This window comes from Streptomyces sp. PL-29 (assembly GCF_058344425.1).
Genome location: NZ_CP136996.1, coordinates 1,396,144 through 1,422,494, shown reverse-complemented (window position 1 = coordinate 1,422,494; position 26,351 = coordinate 1,396,144). Strand labels below are relative to the sequence as shown.

The 26,351-nt window shown below is 73.3% G+C and carries 28 protein-coding genes; 13 read left to right on the top strand and 15 right to left on the bottom strand.

Going from position 1 to position 26,351, the window contains the following annotated elements; genetic code table 11:
* The first annotated feature begins 3 nt into the window (after positions 1 to 3).
* The 3 genes from R4Z63_RS06510 (at position 4) to R4Z63_RS06500 (ending at position 4,241) form a co-directional block, all read left to right on the top strand.
* Entirely contained in the window at positions 4 to 1,551 is a 1,548-nt protein-coding gene (locus R4Z63_RS06510) for a CitMHS family transporter (protein ID WP_384446950.1), read from the top strand.
* Between the two features lie 96 nt (positions 1,552 to 1,647).
* The gene (locus R4Z63_RS06505; RefSeq protein WP_384446952.1) at positions 1,648 to 3,060 is read left to right on the top strand and encodes an aldehyde dehydrogenase family protein; all 1,413 of its coding nucleotides are present in this window, start codon (positions 1,648 to 1,650) and stop codon (positions 3,058 to 3,060) included.
* A 101-nt stretch (positions 3,061 to 3,161) separates the two neighbouring features.
* Positions 3,162 to 4,241, top strand: a complete 1,080-nt coding sequence (locus tag R4Z63_RS06500) for a zinc-binding dehydrogenase (RefSeq protein ID WP_384446954.1) — start codon at positions 3,162 to 3,164, stop codon at positions 4,239 to 4,241.
* A gap of 112 nt (positions 4,242 to 4,353) precedes the next feature.
* Here the strand turns inward: R4Z63_RS06500 and R4Z63_RS06495 are convergent, their stop codons facing one another.
* Positions 4,354 to 5,004: a TetR/AcrR family transcriptional regulator gene (locus R4Z63_RS06495; protein WP_037926439.1), complete on the bottom strand. Its 651-nt coding sequence runs from the start codon at positions 5,002 to 5,004 to the stop codon at positions 4,354 to 4,356.
* An 82-nt stretch (positions 5,005 to 5,086) separates the two neighbouring features.
* On the opposite strand from R4Z63_RS06495, the gene R4Z63_RS06490 reads away from it, so the two are divergent.
* The 3 genes from R4Z63_RS06490 to R4Z63_RS06480 all read left to right on the top strand — a co-directional run bounded on the left by R4Z63_RS06490 (position 5,087) and on the right by R4Z63_RS06480 (position 7,386).
* Positions 5,087 to 6,238, top strand: coding sequence for an acyl-CoA dehydrogenase family protein (locus R4Z63_RS06490; RefSeq protein WP_384446957.1), 1,152 nt, complete (start codon positions 5,087 to 5,089; stop codon positions 6,236 to 6,238).
* Positions 6,239 to 6,318: 80 nt separating this feature from the next.
* Positions 6,319 to 6,606, top strand: a complete 288-nt coding sequence (locus R4Z63_RS06485; RefSeq protein ID WP_037925707.1) for a YiaA/YiaB family inner membrane protein — start codon at positions 6,319 to 6,321, stop codon at positions 6,604 to 6,606.
* Positions 6,607 to 6,747: 141 nt separating this feature from the next.
* Positions 6,748 to 7,386, top strand: coding sequence for a TetR/AcrR family transcriptional regulator (locus tag R4Z63_RS06480; RefSeq protein WP_384446959.1), 639 nt, complete (start codon positions 6,748 to 6,750; stop codon positions 7,384 to 7,386).
* Positions 7,387 to 7,451: 65 nt separating this feature from the next.
* On the opposite strand, the gene R4Z63_RS06475 is transcribed toward R4Z63_RS06480, so the two are convergent.
* Entirely contained in the window at positions 7,452 to 7,913 is a 462-nt protein-coding gene (locus R4Z63_RS06475; RefSeq protein WP_384446961.1) for a MaoC family dehydratase, read from the bottom strand.
* A 104-nt stretch (positions 7,914 to 8,017) separates the two neighbouring features.
* Between R4Z63_RS06475 and soxR the strand changes: the two genes are divergently transcribed.
* Positions 8,018 to 8,461: a redox-sensitive transcriptional activator SoxR gene (soxR, locus tag R4Z63_RS06470; protein ID WP_037925711.1), complete on the top strand. Its 444-nt coding sequence runs from the start codon at positions 8,018 to 8,020 to the stop codon at positions 8,459 to 8,461.
* A 25-nt stretch (positions 8,462 to 8,486) separates the two neighbouring features.
* Here soxR and R4Z63_RS06465 read toward each other — a convergent pair whose 3' ends face one another.
* The 4 genes from R4Z63_RS06465 to R4Z63_RS06450 all read right to left on the bottom strand — a co-directional run bounded on the left by R4Z63_RS06465 (position 8,487) and on the right by R4Z63_RS06450 (position 12,674).
* The gene (locus tag R4Z63_RS06465; protein ID WP_384446964.1) at positions 8,487 to 9,299 is read right to left on the bottom strand and encodes a 3-keto-5-aminohexanoate cleavage protein; all 813 of its coding nucleotides are present in this window, start codon (positions 9,297 to 9,299) and stop codon (positions 8,487 to 8,489) included.
* Positions 9,300 to 9,319: 20 nt separating this feature from the next.
* Positions 9,320 to 9,901 (bottom strand): hypothetical protein, encoded by a 582-nt coding sequence (locus tag R4Z63_RS06460; RefSeq protein WP_384446966.1) that lies wholly within the window; start codon positions 9,899 to 9,901, stop codon positions 9,320 to 9,322.
* 95 nt (positions 9,902 to 9,996) lie between these two features.
* A complete protein-coding gene (locus tag R4Z63_RS06455) occupies positions 9,997 to 11,310 on the bottom strand; it encodes a serine-threonine protein kinase (RefSeq protein ID WP_384446968.1) in 1,314 nt (437 codons plus the stop codon).
* Positions 11,311 to 11,393: 83 nt separating this feature from the next.
* The gene (locus R4Z63_RS06450; RefSeq protein ID WP_037925713.1) at positions 11,394 to 12,674 is read right to left on the bottom strand and encodes an exo-beta-N-acetylmuramidase NamZ family protein; all 1,281 of its coding nucleotides are present in this window, start codon (positions 12,672 to 12,674) and stop codon (positions 11,394 to 11,396) included.
* Between the two features lie 95 nt (positions 12,675 to 12,769).
* On the opposite strand from R4Z63_RS06450, the gene R4Z63_RS06445 reads away from it, so the two are divergent.
* The 3 genes from R4Z63_RS06445 to R4Z63_RS06435 all read left to right on the top strand — a co-directional run bounded on the left by R4Z63_RS06445 (position 12,770) and on the right by R4Z63_RS06435 (position 16,010).
* Positions 12,770 to 13,534, top strand: coding sequence for an SDR family NAD(P)-dependent oxidoreductase (locus tag R4Z63_RS06445; RefSeq protein WP_384446970.1), 765 nt, complete (start codon positions 12,770 to 12,772; stop codon positions 13,532 to 13,534).
* Positions 13,519 to 15,336 carry an AMP-binding protein gene (locus R4Z63_RS06440; protein ID WP_384446972.1) on the top strand — a complete coding sequence of 606 codons (1,818 nt, stop codon included), beginning with the start codon at positions 13,519 to 13,521 and terminating at the stop codon, positions 15,334 to 15,336. Before R4Z63_RS06445 ends, R4Z63_RS06440 begins: the two co-directional genes overlap by 16 nt.
* Positions 15,337 to 15,404: 68 nt before the next feature.
* Positions 15,405 to 16,010 (top strand): TetR/AcrR family transcriptional regulator, encoded by a 606-nt coding sequence (locus tag R4Z63_RS06435; RefSeq protein WP_037925716.1) that lies wholly within the window; start codon positions 15,405 to 15,407, stop codon positions 16,008 to 16,010.
* Here R4Z63_RS06435 and R4Z63_RS06430 read toward each other — a convergent pair.
* Complete coding sequence (locus tag R4Z63_RS06430) at positions 15,949 to 17,100, bottom strand: alkene reductase (protein WP_384446974.1); 1,152 nt, start codon at positions 17,098 to 17,100, stop codon at positions 15,949 to 15,951. The genes R4Z63_RS06435 and R4Z63_RS06430 overlap by 62 nt on opposite strands.
* Before the next feature lie 53 nt (positions 17,101 to 17,153).
* Between R4Z63_RS06430 and R4Z63_RS06425 the strand changes: the two genes are divergently transcribed.
* The gene (locus R4Z63_RS06425) at positions 17,154 to 17,525 is read left to right on the top strand and encodes a MerR family transcriptional regulator (RefSeq protein WP_037925719.1); all 372 of its coding nucleotides are present in this window, start codon (positions 17,154 to 17,156) and stop codon (positions 17,523 to 17,525) included.
* A gap of 134 nt (positions 17,526 to 17,659) precedes the next feature.
* Here the strand turns inward: R4Z63_RS06425 and R4Z63_RS06420 are convergent, their stop codons facing one another.
* The 7 genes from R4Z63_RS06420 to R4Z63_RS06390 all read right to left on the bottom strand — a co-directional run bounded on the left by R4Z63_RS06420 (position 17,660) and on the right by R4Z63_RS06390 (position 22,742).
* Entirely contained in the window at positions 17,660 to 18,874 is a 1,215-nt protein-coding gene (locus tag R4Z63_RS06420; protein ID WP_037925721.1) for an acyl-CoA dehydrogenase family protein, read from the bottom strand.
* A 10-nt stretch (positions 18,875 to 18,884) separates the two neighbouring features.
* Positions 18,885 to 19,934 carry a phosphotransferase family protein gene (locus tag R4Z63_RS06415; RefSeq protein WP_037925723.1) on the bottom strand — a complete coding sequence of 350 codons (1,050 nt, stop codon included), beginning with the start codon at positions 19,932 to 19,934 and terminating at the stop codon, positions 18,885 to 18,887.
* Positions 19,935 to 20,075: 141 nt separating this feature from the next.
* Positions 20,076 to 20,987, bottom strand: a complete 912-nt coding sequence (locus R4Z63_RS06410) for an MBL fold metallo-hydrolase (RefSeq protein ID WP_384446977.1) — start codon at positions 20,985 to 20,987, stop codon at positions 20,076 to 20,078.
* 131 nt (positions 20,988 to 21,118) lie between these two features.
* A complete protein-coding gene (locus R4Z63_RS06405) occupies positions 21,119 to 21,415 on the bottom strand; it encodes a hypothetical protein (RefSeq protein WP_037925727.1) in 297 nt (98 codons plus the stop codon).
* Positions 21,416 to 21,498: 83 nt separating this feature from the next.
* Positions 21,499 to 21,801, bottom strand: coding sequence for a DUF202 domain-containing protein (locus R4Z63_RS06400; RefSeq protein WP_384446980.1), 303 nt, complete (start codon positions 21,799 to 21,801; stop codon positions 21,499 to 21,501).
* Positions 21,802 to 21,812: 11 nt separating this feature from the next.
* Complete coding sequence (locus tag R4Z63_RS06395) at positions 21,813 to 22,211, bottom strand: YidH family protein (protein WP_030963723.1); 399 nt, start codon at positions 22,209 to 22,211, stop codon at positions 21,813 to 21,815.
* A gap of 9 nt (positions 22,212 to 22,220) precedes the next feature.
* Positions 22,221 to 22,742 (bottom strand): NUDIX domain-containing protein, encoded by a 522-nt coding sequence (locus tag R4Z63_RS06390; protein WP_384446982.1) that lies wholly within the window; start codon positions 22,740 to 22,742, stop codon positions 22,221 to 22,223.
* Positions 22,743 to 22,826: 84 nt separating this feature from the next.
* Here R4Z63_RS06390 and R4Z63_RS06385 point away from each other — a divergent pair, with 84 nt between their 5' ends.
* Positions 22,827 to 24,482 (top strand): FAD-binding dehydrogenase, encoded by a 1,656-nt coding sequence (locus R4Z63_RS06385; protein ID WP_384446984.1) that lies wholly within the window; start codon positions 22,827 to 22,829, stop codon positions 24,480 to 24,482.
* A gap of 87 nt (positions 24,483 to 24,569) precedes the next feature.
* On the opposite strand, the gene R4Z63_RS06380 is transcribed toward R4Z63_RS06385, so the two are convergent.
* Positions 24,570 to 24,995, bottom strand: coding sequence for an ASCH domain-containing protein (locus R4Z63_RS06380; protein WP_037925736.1), 426 nt, complete (start codon positions 24,993 to 24,995; stop codon positions 24,570 to 24,572).
* A gap of 360 nt (positions 24,996 to 25,355) precedes the next feature.
* Here R4Z63_RS06380 and R4Z63_RS06375 point away from each other — a divergent pair, with 360 nt between their 5' ends.
* Positions 25,356 to 26,303 carry a hypothetical protein gene (locus R4Z63_RS06375; RefSeq protein WP_384446986.1) on the top strand — a complete coding sequence of 316 codons (948 nt, stop codon included), beginning with the start codon at positions 25,356 to 25,358 and terminating at the stop codon, positions 26,301 to 26,303.
* Positions 26,304 to 26,351: the final 48 nt, after the last annotated feature.

Genomic DNA, 26,351 nt, shown 5'->3' with positions numbered 1-26,351 from the left:
CCCATGCTGACCTTCCTCGGCTTCGCCATGATCGCGACCTTCCTGGTCCTGATCATGATGAAGAAAATGTCGCCCATCGCGGCGCTCGTCCTCATCCCGGCACTGTTCTGCGTGTTCGCGGGGGAGGGCGCACACCTCGGTGACTACGTCATCGAAGGCGTCGGCAAGCTCGCACCGACCGCCGCCATGCTGATGTTCGCCATCGTCTACTTCGGCCTGATGATCGACGTCGGACTCTTCGACCCGATTGTCAGAGGCATCCTGCGCTTCTGTGGGGCCGATCCGTTGCGCGTCGTGGTCGGCACGGCCGTTCTCGCCGCGATCGTCTCCCTCGACGGCGACGGATCGACCACCTTCATGATCACCGTCTCGGCCCTGTATCCGCTCTACAAGCGGCTGGGTCTCAGCCTGGTCGTCATGACGGGCGTCGCGGCCACGGCCAACGGCGTCATGAACACCCTGCCCTGGGGCGGCCCCACGGCCCGCGCCGCCACAGCCCTCCAGCTCGATGCCGCCGACATCTTCGTCCCGATGATCCCGGCCCTCGCGGTGGGCCTGCTCTTCGTGTTCGCCCTGGCGTACGTCCTCGGGCTGAAGGAACGCCGCCGCGTCGGAGTGCTCGCGCTTCCCGGCCGGGAGGCTCCCGGGGGTGCCGGGGGCCCCGCGGACGCCCGCGAGGACCTGGTCGGTGCCGCCGCCGGAAGCGCCGCCGGGCCGGTCCCCGTCGGACCCGCGGTGCCGGGCGCGGCCACCCGGCCTGCGTCCGCCGCCGACCCCGTGTCCGCCGGCGGAAACGCCGACTCAGCGCAAGCTCCCGCCCCCGACACGGGCCCCGGGACCGCCCTCGGTTCCATTCCCGGTTCCGTTCCCGCCTTCCTGCCCGGCGCCACGCCCGGGGACGAGGACGGCTTCCGGGGCCTCGACCCCGACCGGCCCACCCTGCGCCCCCGCCTCTACTGGTTCAATGCCGGCCTGACCCTTGCCCTCCTCACCGCGATGATCATGGAGTGGCTGCCCATCCCGGTGCTGTTCCTGCTCGGCGCCGCCCTCGCTCTCACGGCCAACTTCCCGCACATGCCCGACCAGAAGGCCCGGATCGCCGCCCACGCCGACAACGTCCTTAACGTCGCCGGCATGGTCTTCGCAGCCGCCGTCTTCACCGGGGTCCTCAGCGGCACCGGCATGGTCGAGCACATGGCCGACTGGCTCGTCGGCGCCGTCCCCGAGGGCATGGGCCCGCACATGGCGCTGGTCACCGGCCTGCTCAGCCTGCCGCTCACCTACTTCATGTCCAATGACGGCTTCTACTTCGGGGTCCTGCCCGTCCTGGCCGAGGCCGGCGCCGCCCACGGGGTCTCCGCGGTCGAGATCGCCCGTGCGTCCCTCGTCGGCCAGGCACTGCACATGTCGAGCCCACTGGTTCCCGCCGTCTACGTCCTGGTCGGCATGGCCAAGGTCGAATTCGGCGACCACACCCGCTTCACCGTGAAGTGGGCGGCCCTCACCTCGCTCGCCGTCCTCACGGCGGCGATGCTTTTCGGCATCATCTGACCCTTGCCGCCTCCGCCCGGCGAAACCGCCGCCGCCCGTTTGTAGGGTGGCGGGGAGGTCGGATCCACGCGCACGCGCGCACTCGGGAGGAATGCCATGAAGGCCCAGGACGGGATGTACATCGACGGCGCATGGCGGCCTGCCGTCGGGACCGGCCGGATCGACGTCGTCAACCCGGCCGACGGCCAGGTCATCGCCCAGGTCCCGGCCGGCACCGAAGAGGACGTGGACGCGGCCGTGCGCGCCGCCCGCGCGGCCTTGCCCCTCTGGTCGGCCACGCCTCCCGCCGAGCGGGCCGCCCTGATCGGCGCGCTCCGTGACGCGCTCCAGGCCCGCAAGGCCGAGCTGACCGAGACCGTCACCTCCGAACTCGGCGCCCCGCTGCCCTTCGCCAAGGCCGTCCACGTCGGTTCGTCGATCGCCGTGGTCTCCACCTACGTCGAGCTCGCAGCCTCGTACGCTTTCGAGGAGCGCATCGGGAACTCCACCGTCCTCATGGAGCCGGTCGGTGTGGTCGGGGCCATCACGCCCTGGAACTATCCGCTGTACCAGGTCGTTGCAAAGGTGGCGCCCGCTCTCGCCGCCGGCTGCACCCTCGTCCTGAAGCCGGCGGAGGACACCCCGCTGACCGCGCAGCTCTTCGCCGAAGCCGTGCACGAGGCGGGGATCCCGGCCGGAGTCTTCAACCTGGTGACCGGCACCGGCCCCGTCGCCGGCCAGGCCCTGGCCGCCCACGAGGGAGTCGACTTCGTCTCGTTCACCGGCTCGACCGCCGTCGGCAAGCAGGTCGGCGCCACGGCCGGCGCCGCCGTCAAGCGCGTCGCCCTCGAACTGGGCGGCAAGTCGGCGAACGTCATCCTGCCCGGGGCCGACCTGCCCAGGGCCGTCGCGGCGGGCGTCGGCCACGTCATGAACAACACCGGCCAGAGCTGCAACGCGCTCACCCGGATGCTCGTCCACCGGGACCAGTACGAGGAGGCCGTCTCGCTCGCGGTCGCCGCCGTGGCCGACCACCCCACCGGCGACCCGCGCGCGGCGGGCACCCGCGTCGGCCCCGTCGTCAACGCCAAGCAGTACGAGCGCGTCCGCGGTTTCATCGCCAAGGGCGTGGAGGAGGGCGCGCGCCTGGTCGCGGGCGGACCGGAAGCGCCGCACGAGCAGGGCTACTTCATCTCCCCGACCGTGTTCGCCGACGTCACCCCCGACATGGCCATCGCCCAGGAGGAGATCTTCGGCCCCGTGCTGTCGATTCTGGCCTACGAGGACGAGGAGGAGGCCCTGCGCATCGCCAACGGCACCGTCTACGGCCTGGGCGGCGCCGTCTGGGCAGCGGACGAGGAGACCGCCGCCGCCTTCGCTCGCCGCATGGACACCGGGCAGGTGGATATCAACGGCGGGCGCTACAACATCCTCGCGCCCTTCGGCGGTCACAAGCAGTCGGGTGTCGGCCGCGAGCTGGGCCCGCACGGCCTGGCCGAGTACCTCCAGACCAAGTCCCTGCAGTTCTGAGCCGCAGTACCCGCGCCACCCGCGCCGGCCGCAGCACCCGCCCCGCCTGCGCCGTGCGCAGTCCCGCATCCGCCCCAGCACCGAAAGTCGAGACGACGCCCATGGTCCGCGCCGCCATCCTGCCCGCCGTCGGAGCACCGCTGGAGACCAGGGAGATCGTGCTGCCCGATCCCGGTCCCGGGCAGGTCCGCGTCAGATTGGCCGCGGCCGGCGTCTGCCACTCCGACCTGTCGCTCTCCGACGGCACCATGCGGGTCCCGGTGCCCGCCGTCCTCGGCCACGAGGGCGCGGGCACGGTCCTCGCCGTCGGGGAGGGCGTCACCCACGTCGCTCCCGGCGACGGCGTCGTGCTCAACTGGGCTCCGTCGTGCGGGAAGTGCCACCACTGCGGCATCGGCGAGGTCTGGCTCTGCGCGACCGCACTCGCCGGGGTCGGGGACGTCTACGCGCACGACGCCGCGGGCGTCGCACTGCATCCCGGGCTGAACGTGGCCGCGTTCGCCGAGGAGACCGTCGTCGCGGCCAACTGCGTGCTGCCCGCACCCGCGGGCATCCCGCTCGCCGAGGCCGCCCTGCTCGGTTGCGCCGTCCTCACCGGCTACGGGGCTGTCCACCACAGCGCCCAGGTCCGTCCGGGCGAGTCGGTCGCCGTCTTCGGCGTCGGCGGAGTCGGCCTGGCCGCGCTCCAGGCCGCGCGGATCGCGCAGGCGGGCCGGGTCGTCGCCGTCGACGTGTCACCGGCCAAGGAGGAGCTGGCACGCGCGGCCGGAGCCACCGAGTTCGTGCTCGCCTCGGACACCACGGCCCAGCAGATCCGTGCGCTCACGGGCGGGCACGGTGCGGACGTCGCCGTCGAGTGCGTCGGCCGGGCCGAGACCATCCGCGGGGCCTGGGAGTCGACCCGCCGCGGCGGCCGCACCACGGTCGTCGGCATCGGCGGCAAGGAACAGCGGGTCACCTTCCACGCGCTGGAGATCTTCCACTTCGCCCGCACCCTCACCGGTTGCGTCTACGGCAACAGCGACCCGGCGCGCGACCTCCCGGTGATCGCCGAGCACGTCCGCGCGGGCCGCTTCGACCTGGGCGCCATGGTGACCGACCGGATCACCCTCGACGACATTCCGGCCGCGTTCGATGCCATGCTCGCGGGCACGGGCGGCCGCTCGCTCGTCGTCTTCTAGGCGCGGACCAGCCAGAGCGCGGACGCGCGACCCTCCGCGCCGGGCCCTGCCGTCTGTCGCCGGTCCTGCCGTCTGCCGCCGGGCCCTGCTGGCCGCCGCGCCCGAGCGGGAGTCAGCCGCCGCGGCTCGCCTGCGTCAGCGCCTCGTACTGCAGGGCCAGTCCGTCCAGCAGTGCCTGCAGGCCCGTCTCGAACGCGCCCTCGTCCACCTCGCGCTGCCGCTCGGCCAGCAGGTGCGCCTGGCCCAGGTGCGGGTAGTCGGCCGGGTCGTAGGCCGCGCGGTCGTCCACGAAGCCCCGGGCGAAGGACCCCACCGCCGAGCCCAGGATGAAGTACCGCATGAGCGCGCCGATCCGGGTGGCCTGCGCAGCCGGCCACCCCGCTTCCGTCATGGCGCCGAATACGGCGTCCGCGACCCGCAGCCCGGCCGGACGGCGCCCGGGCCCGCGTGCCAGCACCGGCACGATGTGGGGATGGTCCGCGAGGGCGTCCCGGTACGAATGCGCCCACGCCTGCAGGGACGCCCGCCAGTCGGTCCCCCCGTCGAACATCGACAGGTCGACCCGCGAGCTCACCGCGTCGGCCACCGCGTCCAGGATCTCGTCCTTGGTGCGGAAGTGGTTGTAGAGGGAGGGGCCGCTGACCCCGAGGGCGGCCGCCAGCCGCCGGGTCGACACCGCCTCCAGCCCCTCCGCGTCGACCAGCGCCCCGGCCGCCTCGACGATCCGGTCCCGGCTGAGAAGGGGCTTGCGCGGTCTGGCCATGCGCCACATAGTAAAGCCTGCCCACCGAAAACTACCGGTGCTAGTTAAAGTGCTGGCCGCCACCCGCCCGGAGGAGGTCCCGGTGAACCTGGAGCTCAGCGAGGAGCAGAGCGCCGTACGGCGTCTCGCCCGCGAGTTCATCGAGCGCGAGATCGTCCCCCACGCCGCCGAGTGGGACCGTGCCGAGAGCGTGGACCGGGCCATCGTGAAGAAGCTGGGCGCGCTCGGGTTCCTCGGCCTGACCGTCCCCGAGGAGTACGGAGGCTCGGGCGGCGACCACCTCTCCTACGCCCTCGTCACCGAGGAACTGGGCCGCGGTGACTCCGCGGTGCGCGGGATCGTCTCCGTCTCCCTCGGCCTGGTCGCCAAGACCGTCGCTGCCTGGGGCACCGAGGAACAGAAGCGGACCTGGCTGCCCGGCCTGTGCTCCGGCGACGCACTCGGCTGCTTCGGGCTGACCGAGCCCGGTACCGGTTCCGACGCCGCGAACCTCACCACCCGGGCCGTGCGCGAGGGCGACTCGTACGTCCTGCACGGGACCAAGACGTTCATCAGCAACGGCACCTGGGCCGACGTCGTGATCCTCTTCGCCCGCACCGGCGAGGAGCCGGGCCACCGCGGCGTCTGCGCCTTTCTCGTCCCCACCGGCACGCCCGGGCTGACGCGCCGCGAGATCCGCGGCAAGCTCGGCCTGCGCGGCCAGGCCACCTCCGAACTGGTCCTCGACGGCGTCCGCGTGCCCGCCTCCGCGATGCTCGGCCCGGCGGGCAAGGGCTTCTCGGTGGCCATGTCGGCACTTGCCAAGGGCCGCATGTCGGTCGCCGCGGGCTGCGTCGGTATCGCGCAGGCCGCACTGGACGCGGCCGTCTCGTACGCCGCTCACCGCGAGCAGTTCGGCAAACCCATCGCCCACCACCAGCTGGTCCAGGAGCTCATCGCCGACATCTCGGTCGATGTGGACGCGGCTCGGCTGCTGACCTGGCGTGTCGCCGACCTCATCGACCGAGGGCGGCCCTTCGCCACCGAGTCCTCCACCGCGAAGCTCTTCGCCTCCGAGGCTGCCGTGCGTGCCGCGGGCAACGCCCTCCAGGTGCACGGCGGTTACGGCTACATCGACGAGTACCCGACCGGCAAGCTGCTCCGTGACGCCCGTGTGGCGACCCTGTACGAGGGCACCAGCCAGATCCAGAAACTCCTCATCGGACGTGCCCGCACCGGGGTTTCCGCCTTCTGAGCCGCCCGCGGGCCCGGCTGAGTATCCGCATGAGTATGTGCGCGGATGTGCTCTCCAGCGGCCGGCCCGATGCTCGACGCATGAACGAGACACCGGTCAAGCAGCAGAGCACGGGGGCGTACTACGGACAGGCCGTCGCCTCCTTCGCCGTCGCCCTCGTGGCCGTGGCCGTGGGGATCTACCGCCTGGAGGCGGACGGCTGGGTCCGCGCCTTCCTCGGGATCGCGGTCCTCTACCTCACCACCTCGGCCTTCACGCTCGCCAAGGTGATCCGCGACCGCCAGGAGGTCACACAGATCGTCAGCCGCGTGGACCAGGCAAGAATGGAGAAGATGATGGCCGAGTACGACCCCTTCGCGCCAAAGTAACCGAAATTGCCGAAATATCCGAAGCGATCGAGGTGGCCGAGATGGCTGCACGGGCCGGGCCGGCGGGCGCGAACGACCTAAGCGCTTGCTCACCTTCCGTGTAGGGTGTTCACTTCCGAACGGTGAAGAGGTGAGTGGGCGATGGACAGCGCGGAGGACACGGCCGACGGCTACCGACCGTGGTCCGAGGTCACCCCGGACGCCGCACGGCGGCTGCTCGTCGCCGCCGTCGCCGCCTTCGCCGAGCGCGGTTACCACGCCACCACCACGCGTGACATCGCGGGCCGCGCCGGCATGAGCCCGGCCGCGCTCTACATCCACTACAAGACCAAAGAGGAACTGCTCCACCGGATCAGCCGCATCGGGCACGACAAGGCGCTGGAGATCCTCACCACCGCCGCCGACGGCCCGGGCTGCGCCGCGGAGCGCCTCGACGCCGCCGTGCGGTCCTTCGTGCGGTGGCACGCCGCGCACCACACCACCGCCCGCGTGGTCCAGTACGAGCTCGACGCCCTGGCTCCCGAGCACCGCTCCGAGATCGTGGCGCTGCGGCGGCAGAGCGACGCCGCCGTGCGCCGCATCCTGGCCGACGGTGTCGCGGCGGGGGAGTTCGCCGTCCCCGACGTGCCGGGCACGACCCTCGCCGTGCTGTCGCTGTGCATCGACGTGGCCCGCTGGTTCAACACGGAGGGACGCCGGACGCCCGACGAGGTCGGCGCGCTCTATGCCGACCTCGTCCTGCGCATGGTCGGCGCGCGGCCGGACCCCCGGGCGCGGTAGACCCGCCGAGCCGTGGACCCGCCAGGGGTGAACCCTGCAAGCGGCAGCCCCGACGGGGGCGGTCCTCAGAAGTAGTAGCGTGACACCGACTCCGCGACACACACCGGCTTCTCGCCGCCCTCGCGTTCCACGGTCACCGTGGCGGTGACCTGTACGCCGCCGCCGGCCTCGGTGACCTCCGTGATCACGGCGGTGGCGCGCAGCCGTGAGCCGACCGGCACCGTCGCCGGGAAACGCACCTTGTTCGTACCGTAGTTGAGGCCCATCCGCATGCCGTCGACCCGCATCAGCTGGGGAACCAGGCTGGGCAGCAGGGACAGCGTCAGATAGCCGTGCGCGATCGTGGAACCGAAGGGTCCGGTCGCCGCGCGCTCCGGGTCCACGTGGATCCACTGGTGGTCGCCGGTCGCGTCCGCGAAAAGGTCGATCCGCTTCTGGTCCACCTCCAGCCACCCGCTCGGGCCGAGCCGTTCGCCGATCCCGGCGCGCAGCTCGTCGGCGGACGTGAAGACCCTCGGCTCGGCCATGCCTGTTCCTGTCTCTCGCGGACCACTGACGGACGAATAAGCGCTTGCTCAGCATGCTGGGACCGCATGTGTATGTCAACGGACCTCCGACTACCCTCGGCCGGGTGCCGCAGATTCCCGAGAAAATCCACGAACTCACCGTCGGCCAGCTGTCCGCCCGGAGCGGCGCCGCCGTCTCCGCGCTCCGCTTCTACGAGGCCAAGGGGCTGATCAGCAGCCGTCGCACCGCCGGCAACCAGCGCCGCTACACCCGTGACGCGCTGCGCCGGGTGGCCTTCGTCCGTGCGGCCCAGCGGGTGGGCATCCCGCTCGCCAGCATCCGCGAGGCGCTCGCGCAGCTCCCCGAGGAGCGCACCCCCAACCGTGAGGACTGGGCCCGCCTGTCCGAGGCCTGGCGCGCCGAGCTCGACGGAAGGATCGGTCGACTCACCCGCCTGCGCGACCACCTGACGGACTGCATCGGCTGCGGCTGCCTCTCGATGGAGACCTGCGCCCTGTCCAACCCCGACGACGTCTTCGGCGAACGGCTCACCGGCTCGCGGCTCTGAGGTGCCCGCCGCCGGCCCGGCCCCCTCAAGGAGCGTGGTCCGGCGCTGTGAGCCCGGCCTGGTCGGCAGGGTGCCCGCCAGGGGCATGTGGTTGCGAGCAGTGGTTTCTTGGCAGCAACTCCCTGGCCGCCGACACCAGTTCGGCGTTCGACCGGGCCGGCCGCCCGTCCGGCAGGTGGAGGACGTCCCCTACGCCGGTACGTGCAGCCGTACCGCACCGGGCAGCCAGCCGCAGCGCCGGCCACGAGGCGCCGTCCCGGCCGAACAGCAGGAGCGTCTCCGGGGGCAGTCCGCGCAGACCGGCCGGCAGGGCGGGCCCGGTCGCCGGCCCGTCCTGATGCCCCGAGGTGATCTCGGCCACCACCCGGACCCCGCCCCCGCGGCCGCCCGGGCTCCGTGCCAGCCAGGCCCGCAGCCGCTCCAGCGGCTCCGGACCGGCCCGCAGGCCCAGCGGGGCCACCGCGTCCACCCCGACGCCCCGCGCCAGCAGCGCCTCGGCGAGCCCGGCGGCCCCCGGGTCCGCGAAGTGGACCACCGCCCGGTCCGGCAGCACCGTCCAGGCGCCGACCCGCGCCAGCCGCTCCGCCGGATCCGGCTCGGCCGCGATCCCCGCCGGCACCGCCAGCGGTACGCCCACCCCCGCGCCCCGCAGTGCCTCCAGCACCGGCCCGACCACCCGAGGCGAGAGACTCTCCCGCCCGCACGGCGTCCGCGGGTGCACGAGCACCTCGCCCGCCCCGGCGGCGACCGCCCGCACCGCCGACTCCGTCAGATCCTGCGGCGACATGGGCACGGCAGGGCCGTCACCGGCGCAGCGCGAGCCGTTCAGTGCCACCACGGCAGGCCGACCTCCACCCCTCACGCGGCGTCCGTCGCAGGGAGGTCCGCCAGGGCCGGTCTGGGCACCACGATCCCGCAGCCCGCGCACACCGGCCCGTCCCAGGCCAGAGCCCCCTCCCAGGGGCCCACCGGGCGCATCTCGGGCCACCGCAGTTCGGTGTCCCCGCAGACCGGACACGCCGTTCCCGGCTCCGACTCCAGCGCCCGGACCAGCCGCCGCAGCACCTCGCCCAGCGCCCCCTCCGGCCGCACCCCCGGGTCCGCGCAGCGCACCACCGCGTCCCCGCTTCCGCCCCACGCCCACTCCGGCCGGCGCAACCCGTGGTGCTTCTCCCGCCGCCGTCGCTCCGCGAACTGGCGCTCGTACTCCAGCCAGACCGTCCGCGCGTCCTCCAACTCCTCCAGCGCGGCCACCAGCCGCAGCGGATCCGCCCCGCGGTCCTCGGGGGCGATGCCGTGCCGGTCGCACAGGTGCCACCACGTGGCCCGGTGCCCGTAGGGTGCGAACCGCTCCAGACAGCGACGCAGCGAGTGGCGCCGCAGGGCCCGGTCATTGCGCGCGTCGCGCACCTGATAGGCCAGACTCCGGAATCCCGCCATCACACCATCACCTCCGCCGATGTGCCCAACATGCCCGGTCGGCGGTGGGCGCATGCGGGGGCGGACGAGGCGTGCGGGTGGCACATGGCCGGATCTCAGCGCCCCATGCGCCCCGCCGACACCACCACCCGGGCCAGTTCCTCGTGGCAGATGTCGCTGTGCGCCCCCGAGGGCGCGCCGCCGCGCCGAACCACGGAGCCCGCGTCCACGCTGACGCAACCGTCCGCGGGCAGCCCCTCGCGCAGGACGGTGGCGAGGCTCAGCCGGGGCGCTCCCGGCACCGCCCGGACCCCGTCGTGCCCGATCGCGCCCCACCGCTCGTCGAAACCGAGCAGACCGGCCGAATCGCCTGCCATCCGGGACGCCAGCGGATAGAAGACCCGGAGCGCCGAGTCGTGCGGGGAATGGCAGGCGACCACCGGCCCGTCGACCTTGCGGTGGAGGCCGCGCAGGGCTCCGCCGCGCCTTCTGTCGTGCGGCAGCCGATCGGCGAACGCGTAGTGGGAGAAGGCCCCCTGGAGCAGGGTCACGGACCTGACGTACCGGGCCCCGTCCGGCACCGCGCGCAGCGAGAAGGACACCACGCGAGCCCCGAAGCTGTGTCCGACCAGATGGAACCGCAGGGCCGGGCGGGCCGCGGCCAGTTCGGCCAGGACCGGGCCCAGCCCCCGCTCGCCGACCACACCGGCCCTCTTCTTCATCGTGTAGTAGGTGGCCTGTCGCAGCAGTTCCTTGGCGCCGCCCCACAGCCCGCGCAGGCCGCCGCCGATGGTCATGCCCGGCCCGCCGGTGCCGGCGGCCGCGGCGCCGGCCCGGGCCAGGGCCTGCGAGAGGGCCCGGCAGACCTCCAGCACGTCGTCCGCGAAGATCGCCGGTACCGCAGGAGCCGTCACCGCGTGCACCCCGTCGAGGCCGGCCAGCTCCCTGACCAGCGCGCCGAACTCGATGAGCGCCACCGCCGATTCCGGCTGCTCCGCCAGCAGTTCCGCCAACCGGTCCAGCTCCGTGCGCCGTCCGGGCCAGAACTCCCCGAGCGCCTGCCGGGTGAGAGGGTCCAGCGCGCAGCCGTAGGTCGGCTCCGCGAGGGCGCCGGCCGCCTCGAAGTCGGGTATCGGCTCGTCGGAGAACCGCATCGAGGGCCACACGACACCCACGTACCCCAGCCGTACCCCCTGCCCCACCAGGGCGGGGAAGGGTGCGAAGAACCGGTCGTAGAGCCGGGTGGCCGTGGACCGGTCGCTGTTCCAGCCGTGCGCGAAGACCAGAACGTCCGTCGCCTCCATCCGGGACACCGTCCCCTGCGCGGCGCGGTCCACGTCACCCTCGGAGTCGAAGGTCAGCTCCGCGTACGGCCCCACTCCGATCCCGGTTCCCGCTCCGAAGCCGAATCCGCCACCGATGTCCGTCATGACGTCCCCCTTCACGCCGTGCCTCCGGTGCGGTCAGCATCCCGCTGCGGTGCCCGTCCGGCCAGCCCTCCGGCGCGGCCGGTTCAGGAGTAGAGCAGGTACTGCGCGCGCACCGCCTCGAAGCGGGCCAGCCCGGCCGTCCAGTCGCCCGCGACCTCCGCCACCCCGGCGCCCGCGTCCACCAGCCTGCGCACCCGGTCCGAGCCGGTCAGCCGGTCGATCCAGTGGTCCGCGCGCCAGCCGAAACCGCTCCACACCCGGCGGGCGGTCACCAGCAGCCCGATACCGGACCGTACCGGGTCGAAGGCCTCCCGGTCGTGCACGATCAGCCGGACCCCGCCGCACAGCTTCCCCGCGTGCTTGGAGAACGCCGGGGTGAAGTACGCCTCCCGGAACCACACGCCGGGCAGCCCCAGCCCGTTCGCCGCCTCCGCCCACCTCCGGTCGATGCCCTCCGCCCCCAGGACCTCGAAGGGCGTGGTCGTCCCTCGCCCCTCCGAGAGGTTCGTCCCCTCGAACAGGCAGGTGCCGGCGTACGCGAGGGCCGTGTCCGGTGTCGGCATGTTCGGGCTCGGCGGCACCCAGGGCAGTCCGGTCTCCCCGAAGAAGGATCCGCGCCGCCACCCGGACATCGCCACCGTCTTCAGCCGCACCGGTCCGGCGGGGGCCGGACCGGCGGCCAGGAACTCGCCGTTGAAGAGCCGGGCCAGCTCCGCCGCCGTCATCCCGTGGGCGAGGGCGATCGGCTCCCGGCCCACGAAGCTCGCGTACGGCCGCTCCAGCACCGGGCCCGCGGCCCGCAGGCCGCCCACCGGGTTCGGCCGGTCCAGGACCACCACCGTCCGGTCCGCGAGGGCGGCCGCCCGCATGCAGTCGTAGAGGGTCCAGATGTAGGTGTAGAAGCGGGCCCCGACGTCCTGGATGTCGAAGACGACGGTGTCGACCCCGGCCGCCGCGAACACGTCGGCGAGTTGCTGCCCGCTCTTGCCGTACGTGTCGTACACGGGCAGCCCGGTCGCCGGGTCCCGCGAGGCTCCCTCGGAGTTCCCGGCCTGCGCCGTCCCGCGGAAGCCGTGTTCGGGCCCGAACACCGCAACGAGGTCGACCCGGTCGTCCGCGTGCAGCACGTCCACCAGGTGGCGTGCGTCGGGGGTGATCCCGGTCGGGTTCGTGACCACCCCGACCTTCTGCCCGGCCAGGAGGGCGTACCCGCCTGCCGCGAGCCGCTCGAAGCCGGTGCGCACCCGTCCCGCCGCCCGCGGCGCGGCGGACCCGCCGGTCCCCGCCGTGCCCAGGGCGCCCGCAGCACCCGCCGATCCCACGGCCCCGGCCAGCCCCAGCACCCCGCGTCGCGACAGCGTCATCCGGCCACGCTAGGCACCGAGCCCCTTCCACCTCGACATACCGACTGGTTAGTCTGCCCGGATCCGCAAACCCGCCGCGTGAGAGGTGTGATCCCGTGAGCGCGTACCAGGACCAGCGAGTCGTCGTCACCGGCGCGGGCGGCGGCATCGGCGCCGCGCTCGCCCACCGCTTCGCGGCCGAAGGCGCCACGGTGGTCGTCAACGACCTCGACCCCGCCAAGGCCGCGGCCGTCGCGGGCGCCATCGGCGCCCGGGCGATCCCGGTGCCCGGCGACGCCTCGCAGGTCGCGGCCGAGGCCCGCGAAGCGCTCGGCGGGACGGTCGACGTCTACTGCGCCAACGCCGGACTCGCCGCGGGCGGCGGTGCGGACGCCGACGATGCCGTCTGGGAAGCCGCCTGGAACGTCAACGTGATGGCCCACGTCCGCGCCGCCCGGCTGCTACTGCCCGATTGGCTGGAGCGGGGGAGCGGCCGCTTCGTCTCCACCGTCTCGGCCGCGGGACTGCTCAGCATGATCGGAGCCGCCCCGTACAGTGTCACCAAGCACGGTGCGCTCGCCTTCGCGGAATGGCTCTCGCTGACCTACCGGCACCGCGGTGTCCAGGTCCATGCCGTCTGTCCGCAAGGAGTGCGCACCGACATGCTGACCGCCGCGGGCTCGGCGGGCGAACTCGTCCTCGCGCCGACCGCGATCGAGCCGGAAGCGGTCGCGGACGCGCTGTTCGACGGCATGGAGAAGGGCCGTTTCTTGATCCTCCCGCACCCCGAGGTCGCCGACCACCACGCTGCCCGCGCCACCGACCCGGACCGCTGGCTGAGCCGCATGAACCACCTCCAGCAGACATGGGAGACCAGGTGACCCCCGCCGCCGGCCCGACTCCGATCCCGACCCCCGCCTCCGCCTCCCGGCCCTGGCGCGGACTGCTCTCCCCGGCCCAGCTGGCGCCCGTCGCACCACCGCCCACCGTCCTGCACGCCTTCCGGGAGGCCGTGGCCCGCGCTCCCGAACGCACCGCGCTCGCCTACTTCGACGGCCGGGTCGGCTACGCCGAGGCCGATGCGCTCTCCGACTCGATCGCGGGCCACCTCGCGGCGCGGGGCGTCCGCCGCGGTGACCGGGTCGCGGTCATGCTCCAGAACACCCCGCACTTCGTGCTCGCCGTCCTCGGCGCCTGGAAGGCCGGGGCGGTCGTGGTGCCCCTCAACCCCATGTACAAGGCCGGCGAGGTCGGCCACGCCCTGCACGACTCCGGGGCCGCCGCGCTGGTGTGCGACGACCGTGCCTGGACGGCGTACCTTCGCCGGGCGGTGCGGGGCAGCGCCGTGCGGTGCGTGCTGACCACCTCGGCCCGGGACTTCCAGACCAGGAACGACCCGCGCGTCTTCGGCCCCGCACCGGTCACCGGCACCGCCGCGACCCCGGGCCCCGACCGTCCGCTCCTGCCCGCACAAGCGGTCGCGCCGGACCCGGTGTCCGGTGGTGAGCTGCCCGCCGCTGCGGACACCGCGGATCCCCTCGCGGACGCCGCCGGTCCCGTCGCCGCGGACCTCGCCACCGTGGCCCGTGGCGGCCGGCCCGCTCCGCACGGCCCGGACCTCACCGCCGCGGACACCGCCCTCATCAGCTACACCTCCGGCACCAGCGGCACCCCCAAGGGCGCCATGAACCCGCACGGCGCCCTCACCTACAACGCCGTACGGCAGGTCACCTCCCACCCCGTCGCCGAGGGCGCCGGCTACTTCGCCCTCGCACCCCTCTTCCACATCACCGGCATGGTCTGCGAGCTCGCCGCCTGCTTCGTCAACGCCGGCACCCTCGTCCTGGCCCACCGCTTCGACGCCGGCGCCGTCCTCGACGCCTTCCTGGAACACCGGCCCGCCTACACCGTCGGCCCGGCCACCGCCTTCATGGCCCTCGCCGCCCACCCCGCCGCCACCCCGGACCACTTCGCCTCCTTCCAGGTGGTCTCCTCCGGTGGCGCGCCGCTCCCGCCCGCACTCGTCGAACGCCTCCGCGCCGCCTTCGGGTTCTACCTCCGCAACGGCTACGGCCTCACCGAGTGCACCGCCCCCTGCGCCAGCGTGCCCGTGCACCTCGAAGCGCCGGTCGATCCAGCCTCCGGCACCCTCTCCGTGGGCCTGCCCGGCACCGACACGCTCGTACGGATCCTCGGAGAGCACGGGGACGAGCTGCCCCTCGGCGAGACCGGCGAGATCGCCGTCCGCGGCCCCCAGGTCGTACCCGGCTACTGGGGCCTGCCCGCGGAATCCGCCGAGGCCTTCCCGGACGGCGAACTGCGCACCGGGGACGTCGGCTTCATGGACCCGGACGGCTGGCTCTACGTGGTCGACCGGAAGAAGGACATGATCAACGCGTCCGGCTTCAAGGTCTGGCCCCGCGAGGTCGAGGACGTGCTCTACACCCACCCCGCCGTGCGCGAGGCCGCCGTGGTCGGCGTTCCCGACCCCTACCGCGGGGAGAGCGTCAAGGCCTACGTGAGCCTGCGCCCGGGGGCCTCGACCGAGCCCGACGAGCTGTCCGCGTACTGTGCCGCACGCATCGCCGCGTACAAATACCCGCGCCAGGTCGAGATCCTGCCTGTCCTTCCGAAGACGACCAGTGGCAAGATCCTGCGACGGGAACTGCGCGATCGCGGCTGAAAACAGTCGGACGGTCGTACAGCTGGTCGCAGCGACCAGGCAGGAACGAGAAAAGGAAGGTCAGCAGCATGGCGGCCAGGACCACGGAACCCGCAGGCACCCACGAAGCCCCGGTACCGCAGCGGCTGCTGGCCGTCGCCACCCGGCTGTTCGCCGAGCGCGGCTACGACCGCACCTCCGTCCAGGAGATCGTGGAGGCTGCCGGGGTCACCAAGGGCGCGCTCTACCACTACTTCGGGTCCAAGGACGACCTGCTGCACGAGGTGTACGCGCGGATGCTGCGCCTGCAGCAGCAGCGCCTCGACGCGGTGGCCTCGTCCGACGCCCCCGTCGAGGAAAGGCTGCGGGCCGCGGCAGCCGACGTCGTCGTCACCACCATCGAGAACCTCGACGACGCCATGATCTTCTTCCGGTCGATGCACCAGCTCAGCCCGGAGAAGTTCAAGCAGGTACGGGCGGAGCGCCGGCGCTACCACGAGCGCTTCCGGGCACTCATCGAGGAGGGTCAGCGGACCGGCGTGTTCTCCACCGCCACCCCCGCCGACCTGGTGGTGGACTACCACTTCGGCTCCGTGCACCACCTGTCCACCTGGTACCGGGCCGACGGTCCGCTCACACCGCAGCAGGTCGCCGACCACCTCGCGGACCTGCTGCTGAGGGCGCTGCGGCCGTGATCCCCGAGGCGTCCAGCGCGGGATAGTCGGTGTACCCTTCGGCGCCCTGGACGTACATGAAGAACTCCGGCCGGAGCGCGTTGAGCGGAGCACCCCCGCGCAGCCGTTCCACGAGGTCGGGGTTGGCGAGGAAGCCCCGGCCCAGCGCGATCAGGTCGGCGCCCGCGGCCAGCAGCCGCTCGCCCCTGCGCATTCCGGCGTCGGTCGCCACCTCCTCGCGGGTCAGTGCCGGGTTGGCGATCAGCGTGCCCGGCCAGGCGCGACGGATCCCGCCGAAGAGGGGAGCGGCCGGGTCGGCGTACACCTGGTGCAGATAGACCGGGCCGAGCTGCGCCAGTGCCTCGACCAGCGCCGGGTAGAGGGCCTCGGTGTCGCCCTCCTCGATGCCGTTGACGCCGAGTCCCGGCGAGATGCGGACGCCGACCCGGTCCGCCCCGACGGCCCCGATCACCGCCCGCACCACCTCGACGGTGAAGCGGATGCGGCCTTCGGCGGACCCGCCCCACCGGTCGGTGCGCCGGTTGGTGTTCCGTGCGAGGAACTGGTGGAGCAGGTGGCCGTTGGCGGAGTGCACCTCCACCCCGGCGAACCCGGCGTCGACGGCGTTGCGCGCCGCCTGCGCGAAGTCGGCCACGGTGGCCCGGATGTCCTCGTCCGTCATCTCCCGGGGCGTCAGTGCGTCCCGGAGCCCGCCGGGGGTGTGCAGCTGCTCGGGGAAGCGTACGGCCGACGGGGCCAGCGGGACGTGCCCGCTGGTGTCCGGGTGGCCGACCCGGCCGCCGTGCTGGAGCTGGAGGAACATCCGCCCGCCTGCCGTGTGCACCGCGCCGGTGACCCGGCGCCAGCCGGCGATCTGCGCCGGGGTGTGGATGCCGGGGATGTGCGGATAGGTCTGGCCGACGGCGTTCGGTGCGGCGGCCTCGGCGATGATCAGGCCGGCCGAGGCGCGCTGCGCGTAGTACGTGGCCATGAGGGCGCCCGGGACCCCGTCGGCGCCGGCGCGATTGCGCGTCAGCGGGGCCATCACGAGGCGGTTGGGGAGCTCCAGCCCGCCGAGTCGGGCGGGGGCGAAAAGTGTCTTCTGCGTCATGCCGGGTACCGTAAAACCTGACACTGGTGTCAGGTTCAAGGCCTGGGGGGACCGTGCGGATCGGAGAACTGGCGGCGCGCACCGGCGTGGGCGAGCGCTCGCTGCGCTACTACGAGGCACAGGGCCTGCTGGCCGCCGACCGCACGCCCGGCGGGCACCGGGACTTTCCCGAGCGGGCGGTGGACCGGGTCATCCGCATCCAGGAGCTCTACGCGGCCGGCCTCAACAGCACGAAGATCGGGCAGATCCTCCCCTGCATGCGGGACGAGGACGGCGGCCCGTCGGTGCGTGCGACCCCTGCGCTGGTGGCCGAGCTCGCTGCCGAACGGGAGCGGATCGACCGGATGATCGGCGAGCTGATCCGCTCCCGCGACGTGCTGGACGAGGTGATCTCCGCGGCGGCGGGCCGCGTCACGGCCCGCTGAGGCCGGTGCGCGGGCCGCGGCGCGGGCCGGTGCGCACGCCGCGCCCGGCCCGGCCACGATCCGGCCGGCCCGGGGCCCGGGCGGGTGGCGGGCCGGCGCGTGGAGGCCCTGCTGCGCCCGGGGCCGGCCCGAGGCTAGAGGTACCGCTTCAGTTCGCGGCGGGCCAGGGAGCGCTGGTGCACCTCGTCCGGACCGTCGGCCAGGCGCAGGGTGCGGGCCGCGGCCCACAGCTCGGCCAGGGGGAAGTCCTGGCTCACCCCGCCCGCGCCGTGCAGCTGCACCGCGTCGTCCAGGATCCGTACCACCGCCCGCGGGGTCGCGATCTTGATGGCCTGGATCTCCGTGTGGGCGCCCCGGTTCCCGACCGTGTCCATCAGCCAGGCCGTCTTGAGCACCAGCAGCCGCAACTGCTCCACCGCGACCCGCGCGTCGGCGATCCAGTTCTGCACGACGCCCTGCGCGGCCAGCGGCTTGCCGAAGGCCGTCCGCTCCACCGCCCGCCGGCACATCAGCTCGATGGCCCGCTCCGCCATCCCGATCAGCCGCATGCAGTGGTGGATGCGTCCCGGGCCGAGCCGCGCCTGGGCAATGGCGAAGCCGCCGCCCTCCTCCCCGATCAGGTTCGCCGCGGGGATCCGTACCCCGTCGAACACCACTTCGGCGTGGCCGCCGTGGTCGTGGTCCTCGTACCCGTACACCGTCATGGCCCGCCGCACTTCGACCCCCGGGGTGTCCCGGGGGACCAGGACCATCGACTGCTGACGGCGCGGATCGGCGCCGTCCGGGTCGGTCTTGCCCATCACGATGAAGATCTTGCAGTCCGGGTTCATGGCGCCGGAGATGAACCACTTGCGGCCCGTGACCACATACGCGTCACCGTCCCGTTCGATCCGGGTCTCGATGTTCGTCGCGTCCGAGGAGGCCACCTCGGGCTCCGTCATCGCGAAGGCGGAGCGGATCGCGCCTTCCAGCAGGGGCTCCAGCCACTGCTTCTTCTGTTCCTCGCTCCCGAACTGCGCCAGCAGCTCCATGTTCCCGGTGTCGGGGGCCGCGCAGTTGGTCGCAGTGGGCGCCAGGTGCGGGCTGCGGCCGGTGATCTCCGCCAGCGGTGCGTACTGGAGGTTGGTCAGCCCCGCACCGTACTCCGGGTCCGGGAGGAAGAGATTCCACAGGCCCTGGCGGCGCGCCTCGGCCTTCAGCTCACCGAGGACGGCCGGGGTGTCCCAGGGCGAGGCCAACCGTGCGCGCTGCTCGGCGGCGACGGCTTCCGCCGGGTGGACGTACTCCTCCATGAACGCGAGCAGCCGCTCGCGGAGTTCCTCGGTCCGGTCGTCGAATGCGAAATCCATGCGGGGTGCCTCAGCCTTCCTGCAGTTCCTGGAGGGTGGTCAGTCCGTGCTCGATGAAGACCGGAACCAGCTCGCCGATCCGGTCGAAGCCCGCGCCGACGGTCTGCCCGAGCGTGTAGCGGTAGTGGATGCCCTCGAGGATCACCGCGAGCTTGAACCAGGCGAAGGCCGTGTACCAGGCGATGGCCCCGGTGTCCCGCCCGGAGCGCGCGGCGTACCGCTCGACCAGTTCCGCGGGAGCCGGGTGGCCGGGGGCTCCGCTCGTCGTGCTGACGGGGGATCCGGCCAGTCCCAGATCGGAGCTGTACATCACCAGCAGCCCGAGGTCGGTCAGCGGATCGCCGAGCGTGGACATCTCCCAGTCCAGCACCGCCCGGATCGTGTCGGTGCCGGACGGGGTCCCGTCGATCAGCACGTTGTCCAGGCGGTAGTCGCCGTGCACCACGGTCGGGGCGGGGGAGCCGGGCAGCCTGCGGCCCAGCGCGCCGTGCAGCTCGTCGATCCCGGCGAGCTCACGCCCCCGCGAGGCCGCGAGCTGCTTGCCCCAGCGGCGCAGCTGCCGGTCGAGGAAACCCTCCGGCCGGCCGAAGTCGCCCAGGCCCACCGCCTCCGGATCCACCGCGTGCAGGTCGACCAGCGTGTCCACCAGTCCGAGCACCGCCCGCCGGGTCCGCTCCGGGCCGATGGCGGCGAGTTCGCCGGCCGTGCGGTACGGCACCCCGTCCACGTACTCCATGACGTAGAACGGCGCCCCGAGCACCTCCTCGTCCTCGCACAGCAGCACCGGCTCCGGGACCGGCACGGCCGTTCCGTGCAGCGCCGCGATGACCCGGTGCTCGCGGCGCATGTCGTGGGCGGTGGCCAGCACATGGCCGAGCGGCGGCCGGCGCACCACCCAGCGCCCGGTCCCGTCGGTGATCTCGTACGTGAGATTCGACCGGCCTCCCTCGATCAGCCGGCCGCGCAGCGCAGCGGCCGCGAGTCCCGGTCGGACCCGGTCGAGATGACCGCGCAGCCGCTCCAGATCCAGGCCTGGCGGGTCGGCCGGGGCTGAGGTCATGTGCGCACCTCCGTGCGGAGAGTCGGTGGGGACGTGCGGTGGTGCGTCGGCGCACCATCGCAGGCAATCATGCCGACCAGTCGGTATGCCGTCCAGTGGGCGGGCCGGAGGATCGACTCCGGCCCGCCGGACTCGCCGGACTCACGCGTGGCACAGGATCGGCGTACCGCCGTTCATCACCGTCATGTCCGCGAGCACCGCCGGTATGTCCAGCGGCGCACCCTCCGGCTCCCCGGCCAGCTCCGCGTAGGCCCGGTGCACGTTGGCCACCAGCCGCTCGCTCTCCCGCCAGGCCGCGAACTCGCCGAGGTCGGCCTGCCGGGCCACCTCCAGCGGGGTCAGCCCCCTGGCCCGCCCCTCCCGGGAGACTTCGGCCACGTACCGCAGGTAGCGCTCGGTGGAGTCGTAGGCCGACGGGTCCGTCAGCGGTCCGTGGCCCGGTACGACGGTCTCCGCGTCCAGTGACCGCAGCAGCTCCAGGGCCCGCAGGGAGCCGGCGAGCGAGCCCATCGCAAGGAACGGCGTGCCCCCGGCGAAGACCAGGTCCCCGGTGAAGACCACCCGGTGCTCGGGCACCCACACGACCGAGTCCCCGGTGGTGTGCGCGACCCCCGGGTGGACGACCCGCACCTCGGTCGAGCCCACGTGCACGGTCGCCCGGTCGCTGTAGGTCAGGTCGGGGGCGGTGATGTCTATCGCCCCGAAGTCCGTCGCCGGCCAGATCATCTCCAGCTGGTGGCCCGCGGCGAGCTGCTCGGCCCGAGCGGCGTCGTGCCCGAGGATCAGCGCCCCGGGGGTGAAGACGCAGTTGCCGTAGGTGTGGTCGCCGTGGTGGTGGGTGTTCACCACCGTCCGCGGGAGCGGCACCCCGGCCGCCGCGATCGCGTCACGCAGCGCCAGTGCGCGCCGCTCGGTGGCGGCGGTGTCGATGAGCAGGGTCCGGCCGCCGTCGCTGACGAAGCCGGCGTTGTTCAGGCACCATCCTCCGTCGGGCTGGACGTAGGCGTACACCCCCGGTGCGGGCTGGACGAGGTACGGGTCGTCGACGGGCATCTGCGCTCTCCCCGGGTCGCTTTGACGGACGGTCGGCATCCTGTCAGTCGTCGCCGCACGGGGGGAGGGCGGGTGCCGCCACCGGTCACCCCTGGTGGGCCGGGGGAGCGGGTCGGTGACGGCCTCGCAGATCAGTGGTCGTCGTAGTGCCCGTCGTGTGCGGCGTGGCGGTGTCCGTCGTGCAGGTAGTCGACGTGGTCGCCGTGCTGGACCGTGTCGTGCCCGCAGCCCGTGCCGTGGGTGTGGGCGTGGCCCTCGTGCGCGGTGTGCCCGGTCGGCTCGCACTCGTCCCAGTGCCCCGAGTGCTCCCGGTGCAGGTGGCCGTCGTGCGCGTAGTCGACGTGGTCGCCGTGCGGGACCGCCCGGTGGCCGCAGTCCGCGCCGTGGGCGTGCTGGTGCGTGGGGTGTTCGTGGTGGAGGGTCGTCATGGCGCCGAGACTAGTGCGAATGGTCGGCTATCACCTGTTGTGTCCCGCTTGATCGGGGGAAGTGTGATGATGGGGCCGACGGCTCAGAGGATGACCGCCACCGCAAACGCCGCCAGCGCCACCGTGCACGCCACCACGGACAGCGCCGACCCGGGGTCCAGCACCCGCGGCCGGCCGGTGGCCAAGGCCCGGATCCTGCGGTGCGCCACCCACAGGAACGCCAGCCAGACCAACACGATCAACGCGGCCCCGGCCAGTTCCGACGGCGACCCCGGCCCGCGCAGCGCCTGCCGCAAGGCCAGCACCGCCACCACCGCGGACGCCAGCGTCGTACGCCGCCACGCCAGCCGGGTCCGCTCGGGCTGGAGCCCGGCGTCGCGATCCACCCCCGGGACGCTCACCGCCCGGACGTCCAGCCCAGCAGCACGACCACCACCATCGCCACCGCGACCAGCCCCACGCCCAGGCTCAGCACCACCGGGAACCGCGACAGCGGCAGGTCCTCGTGCCGCCGCATCGCCCGCTCGCAGCGCACCCAGTGGTTCACCGCCCGCAGCGCGCAGGCCGCGCCGACCGCGAGGAGCGCGAAGGCCATGCCCACCCGCACCCCCCAGCGCAGGTCGGGCAGGAACTGGTCGACGGCGAAACCGCCGCCGACCAGCGCCAGGGCGGTCCGGATCCAGGCGAGGAACGTGCGCTCGTTGGCCAGCGAGAAGCGGTAGTCGGGGGTGTCGCCCTCATCCTTCAGCCGCGACGGTGCGAACCACAGGCGTACGTCCTTGACGAAGTCGATCACCGGATCAATCTACTGGCGGGAGCCGCGATACGCCCGCAGCCGCCGGTAGGCCTCCAACCCGTCCGGCACCCAGGGCCACTGCCCGCTCCCGATCCGCCGGTCCAGCTCCTCCCGCGTCAGGAAGGAGTGCCAGGCCACCTCCGAGCCCTGCGGGGCCACCGGCAGCTCGCACCGCACCTCGTGCACGGACGACCACCAAGCCCCGCCCGGGCCCTCGTACAGGAACCTGAACAGCGGTTCCGGCTGTGCCAGCCCCCGCACCCCGAGCTCCTCCTCGGCCTCCCGCAGCGCGGCCTCGGCGTAGCTCTCGCCGGCGCCCACCACCCCGCCCACGAACATGTCGTAGTGCGAGGGGAAGACGAGCTTCGACGCGGTCCGCCGGTGCACGAAGATCCGCTCCTCCGCGTCCCTGGCCAGCACGAACACACAGCGGTGGATCAGGCCGCGGGCGTACACCTCGCCCCGCGGGGCCTGCCCGAGGACCCGGTCGTCCCGGTCCACCACGTCCAGTACTTCATCAGCGGCACGCACGGGCCCATCCAACCACCGCTGTTGACTGGTTACCGCTCCGTAGCAAAGGATCTGCCCCACCATCGACGGAGGACGGGTGTCCGCATGACGTACGACGCAGACGTGATCGTGATCGGAGCCGGGCTCGCGGGCCTGGTGGCCACCGCCGAGCTCGTCGACGCGGGCCGCAAGGTGGTCCTGCTCGACCAGGAGCCGGAACAGTCCATCGGGGGCCAGGCGCACTGGTCCTTCGGCGGGATGTTCCTCGTGGACTCGCCCGAGCAGCGCCGGATGCGGATCAGGGACAGTCGGGACCTCGCCCTCCAGGACTGGCTCGGCACCGCCGGGTTCGACCGCGAGGAGGACGCCTGGCCGCGCCGCTGGGCCGAGGCCTACGTCGACTTCGCGGCCGGGGAGAAGCGCCGCTGGCTGCACGCGCGCGGAGTCCGCTTCTTCCCCGTCGTCGGCTGGGCCGAGCGCGGCGGCTACGACGCGGACGGCCACGGCAACTCCGTCCCGCGCTTCCACATCACCTGGGGCACCGGGCCCGGGCTGGTGGAGCCGTTCGAGCGGCGGGTCCGGGAGGGTGTGGCCCGCGGCCTGGTCCGGCTGGCGTTCCGCCACCGGGTGACCGGTCTGGCCGCCACCGCCGGCGCCCTGGACACCGTGACCGGGGAGATCCTCGAACCCTCCGACGCCGCGCGAGGCACCGCCAGCAGCCGCGAGGCCGCCGGAACCTTCTCCCTGCGGGCCCAGGCCGTGATCGTCACCAGCGGCGGCATCGGCGGCAACCACGACCTCGTGCGCGCGCAGTGGCCTGCCCGGCTCGGCACTCCGCCCGCACGGATGCTCTCCGGCGTACCCGCGCACGTCGACGGCCTCATGCTGGGGATCGCGGAGGCGGCGGGCGCCAGCCACATCAACAAGGACCGGATGTGGCACTACACCGAGGGCATCCGGAACTGGGACCCGATCTGGGCCCGGCACGGGATCCGCATCCTCCCCGGCCCGTCCCCTCTCTGGCTGGACGCCACGGGCAGACGGCTGCCCGTACCGCTCTTCCCGGGCTTCGACACCCTCGGCACGCTCGACCACATCATGCGGACGGGCCACGACCACACCTGGTTCGTGCTCAACGAGCGCATCATCGGGAAGGAGTTCGCCCTCTCCGGCTCCGAGCAGAACCCCGACCTCACCGGCCGGTCGGTGCGCGGCGTCATCACCCGCGCGCGCCAGGCCGTACCCGGCCCGGTCAGGGCCTTCATGGAGCACGGCGCCGACTTCGTCGTCGAACGCGACCTGTCCGCCCTGGTGCGCGGCATGAACGCGGTCACCGGGGAGGACCTCCTCGACGAGGCCGCCGTGCGGCGCGCGATCACGGCCCGCGACCGGGAGGTCGCCAACCCCTTCACCAAGGACCTCCAGGTGACGGCGATCCGCGGGGCCCGCCGGTACCTCGGCGACAAACTGATCCGCACCGCCGCCCCGCACCGGATCCTCGACCCGAAGGCCGGCCCGCTGATCGCGGTACGGCTCTCCATCCTGACCCGCAAGTCCCTGGGCGGCCTGGAGACCGACCTCTCCTCGCGGGTCCTGACCGGGACGGGCGAGCCGCTCCCCGGCCTCTACGCCGCGGGCGAGGCGGCCGGCTTCGGCGGCGGCGGGGTGCACGGCTACCGGGCCCTGGAGGGCACCTTCCTCGGCGGGTGCGTCTTCTCGGGCCGTGCCGCGGGCCGGGCCGCGGCACGGGCGGTGGGCTGAGGGCGGCTCCCGCGCGGGAGGGCTGCCGAGGCCGACTCCCACCGCCGTGCTCGGCAGCCGCGCCAGACAACTCGTGTGCCGGGAGCGTCAGGGCAGCCGTTCGGCGACCCGGAACCGTTCCGCGACCACGAGGGTGTCGTCGTCGACCGTGAACCCCGGGTCGCCGATCACCGTGCGCACCGGCTCGCTGTGCCAGAACTCCTCGTGCGCCGTACGCCATTCGGCCACCGACGTATACCCCTCTCCCTCGTCGAGAGCGTGCCCCATCCCCACATCGGCGAGCCGCAGCACCTCCACGGCCGTCACCTCCACCACCGCCACCCCGCGCCCGCCGGAGTCGACCAGCAGCGACCGCGCGCCGGGCCGCGGTAGCGGCTCCCGTTCCGCCTCGTACTCCGCCAGCAGGCCGGTGGTGCTGGTCTTCGCCCCGCTCAGCACGGCCGCGACCAACTGGTCGCGCAACGGGCCGGGGAACCCGAGCAGGTACGGGGGAAGATCGTCATATGCCGTCATACGGCCACCCTAGGGTGCCTGCCGTCGCCGGCCGGAACGAATATCGTCCGCCCAACTGGCACGATCACCACAGCAGTTGAAACCCGCCACGCACTGGACCGGACCTTGACTCGGAGCTGCGCGTAACGGTTTGCTGTGCGTGATCACCGGAGTGCTCAACGGAGTTCCGACGAAATTCCGCCCGCGCGCCGGAGACTCCGAGCAACACCACCGCAGTCCTCCGGAGCCCCACGCGGCTCCACCGGCACGACCCCCCGACCTCACCGGTCGGCCGCCCCGACCGTGCGTGCCCCCTGCGCGCGGGGGAGGCCCCGCCGCCCCGACCCCCGTCCGCCCGCGTCCTGGAGGGAAATCCCGCGGATGTCCCCGCCTCCGCCGCCCCTCGGCCGCACCCGCAAGCGGGACGCGCAGCTCTTCGACCCGGCCCTCTGCGATGCCGAACTCATCGACGTACGTTCCCAGTTCACTCAGGGGCGGTGGGCCAGGGTCCGTTCCCTCCTCGTCGGCACCGGCGACGACTGGGACCGCAGGGGCCACCGCGTCGTCGTCCTCGCCCAGACCCCGGCGGCCACCGCATGGGCCCGCGAGTGGCTGCTCGCCGAACCGGACAGCGCCGACGCCGCCACCCTCCTCGCCTGCGCCGCCGTCTTCACCGCCCTGCGCCACAAGGGCACCCCGGCCGAGGCCGAGGAAGCCTGCCGCCGTGCCGCCGCGCTGCTTCCCGACGACCCCACCCCCTGGCTCGGGCTGCTCCTGCTCTCCCGGGCCTTCGGCAGCGAGGAGGAGTTCAGCCGCCACTTCGACCAGGTCCGGGCCCGTCACCCCGAGCACCACCACGCCCACCACCTGATGGTGGCGAAGCTGGCCGAACGCACCCTCGCGCCCGGCCAGGACCCGCTCCACGAGGTCTACGACTTCGCCGCCTGGGCCGCCGAGGAGTCCCCGGCGGACTCCCCGCTGGCCGTGCTCCCCGTCGTCGCGCACGCCGAGCGCTACCGGGTGCTCGCCGCCGGCCGCGGCCACACGGCCGAATCGGCCGCCGCACACTGGGAGGGCCGCCGCGCCCGCCAGGTGCTGCGCTCGGCCTTCGACTGGTGGCTGGAGTGGGAGCGCGATGACCACCCCCGCAACCGGGTCGACCTCAACTTCCTCGCCCACGCCAAACTCTGCGAAGGCCGCCCGGCCGAGGCCGCCGCGCTCTTCCACCGCATCGGCAGCCATGCCACCCGAGCCCCCTGGTCCTATCCCGACCGCGACCCCCACAAGGCCTTCCTCGCAGCGCGCAACGTGGCGCTCGGCACCGCCTGACCCGTCACGGTCCCCCGCGGCCCCGGCCCGGCCCGGCCGTCCGCCTCC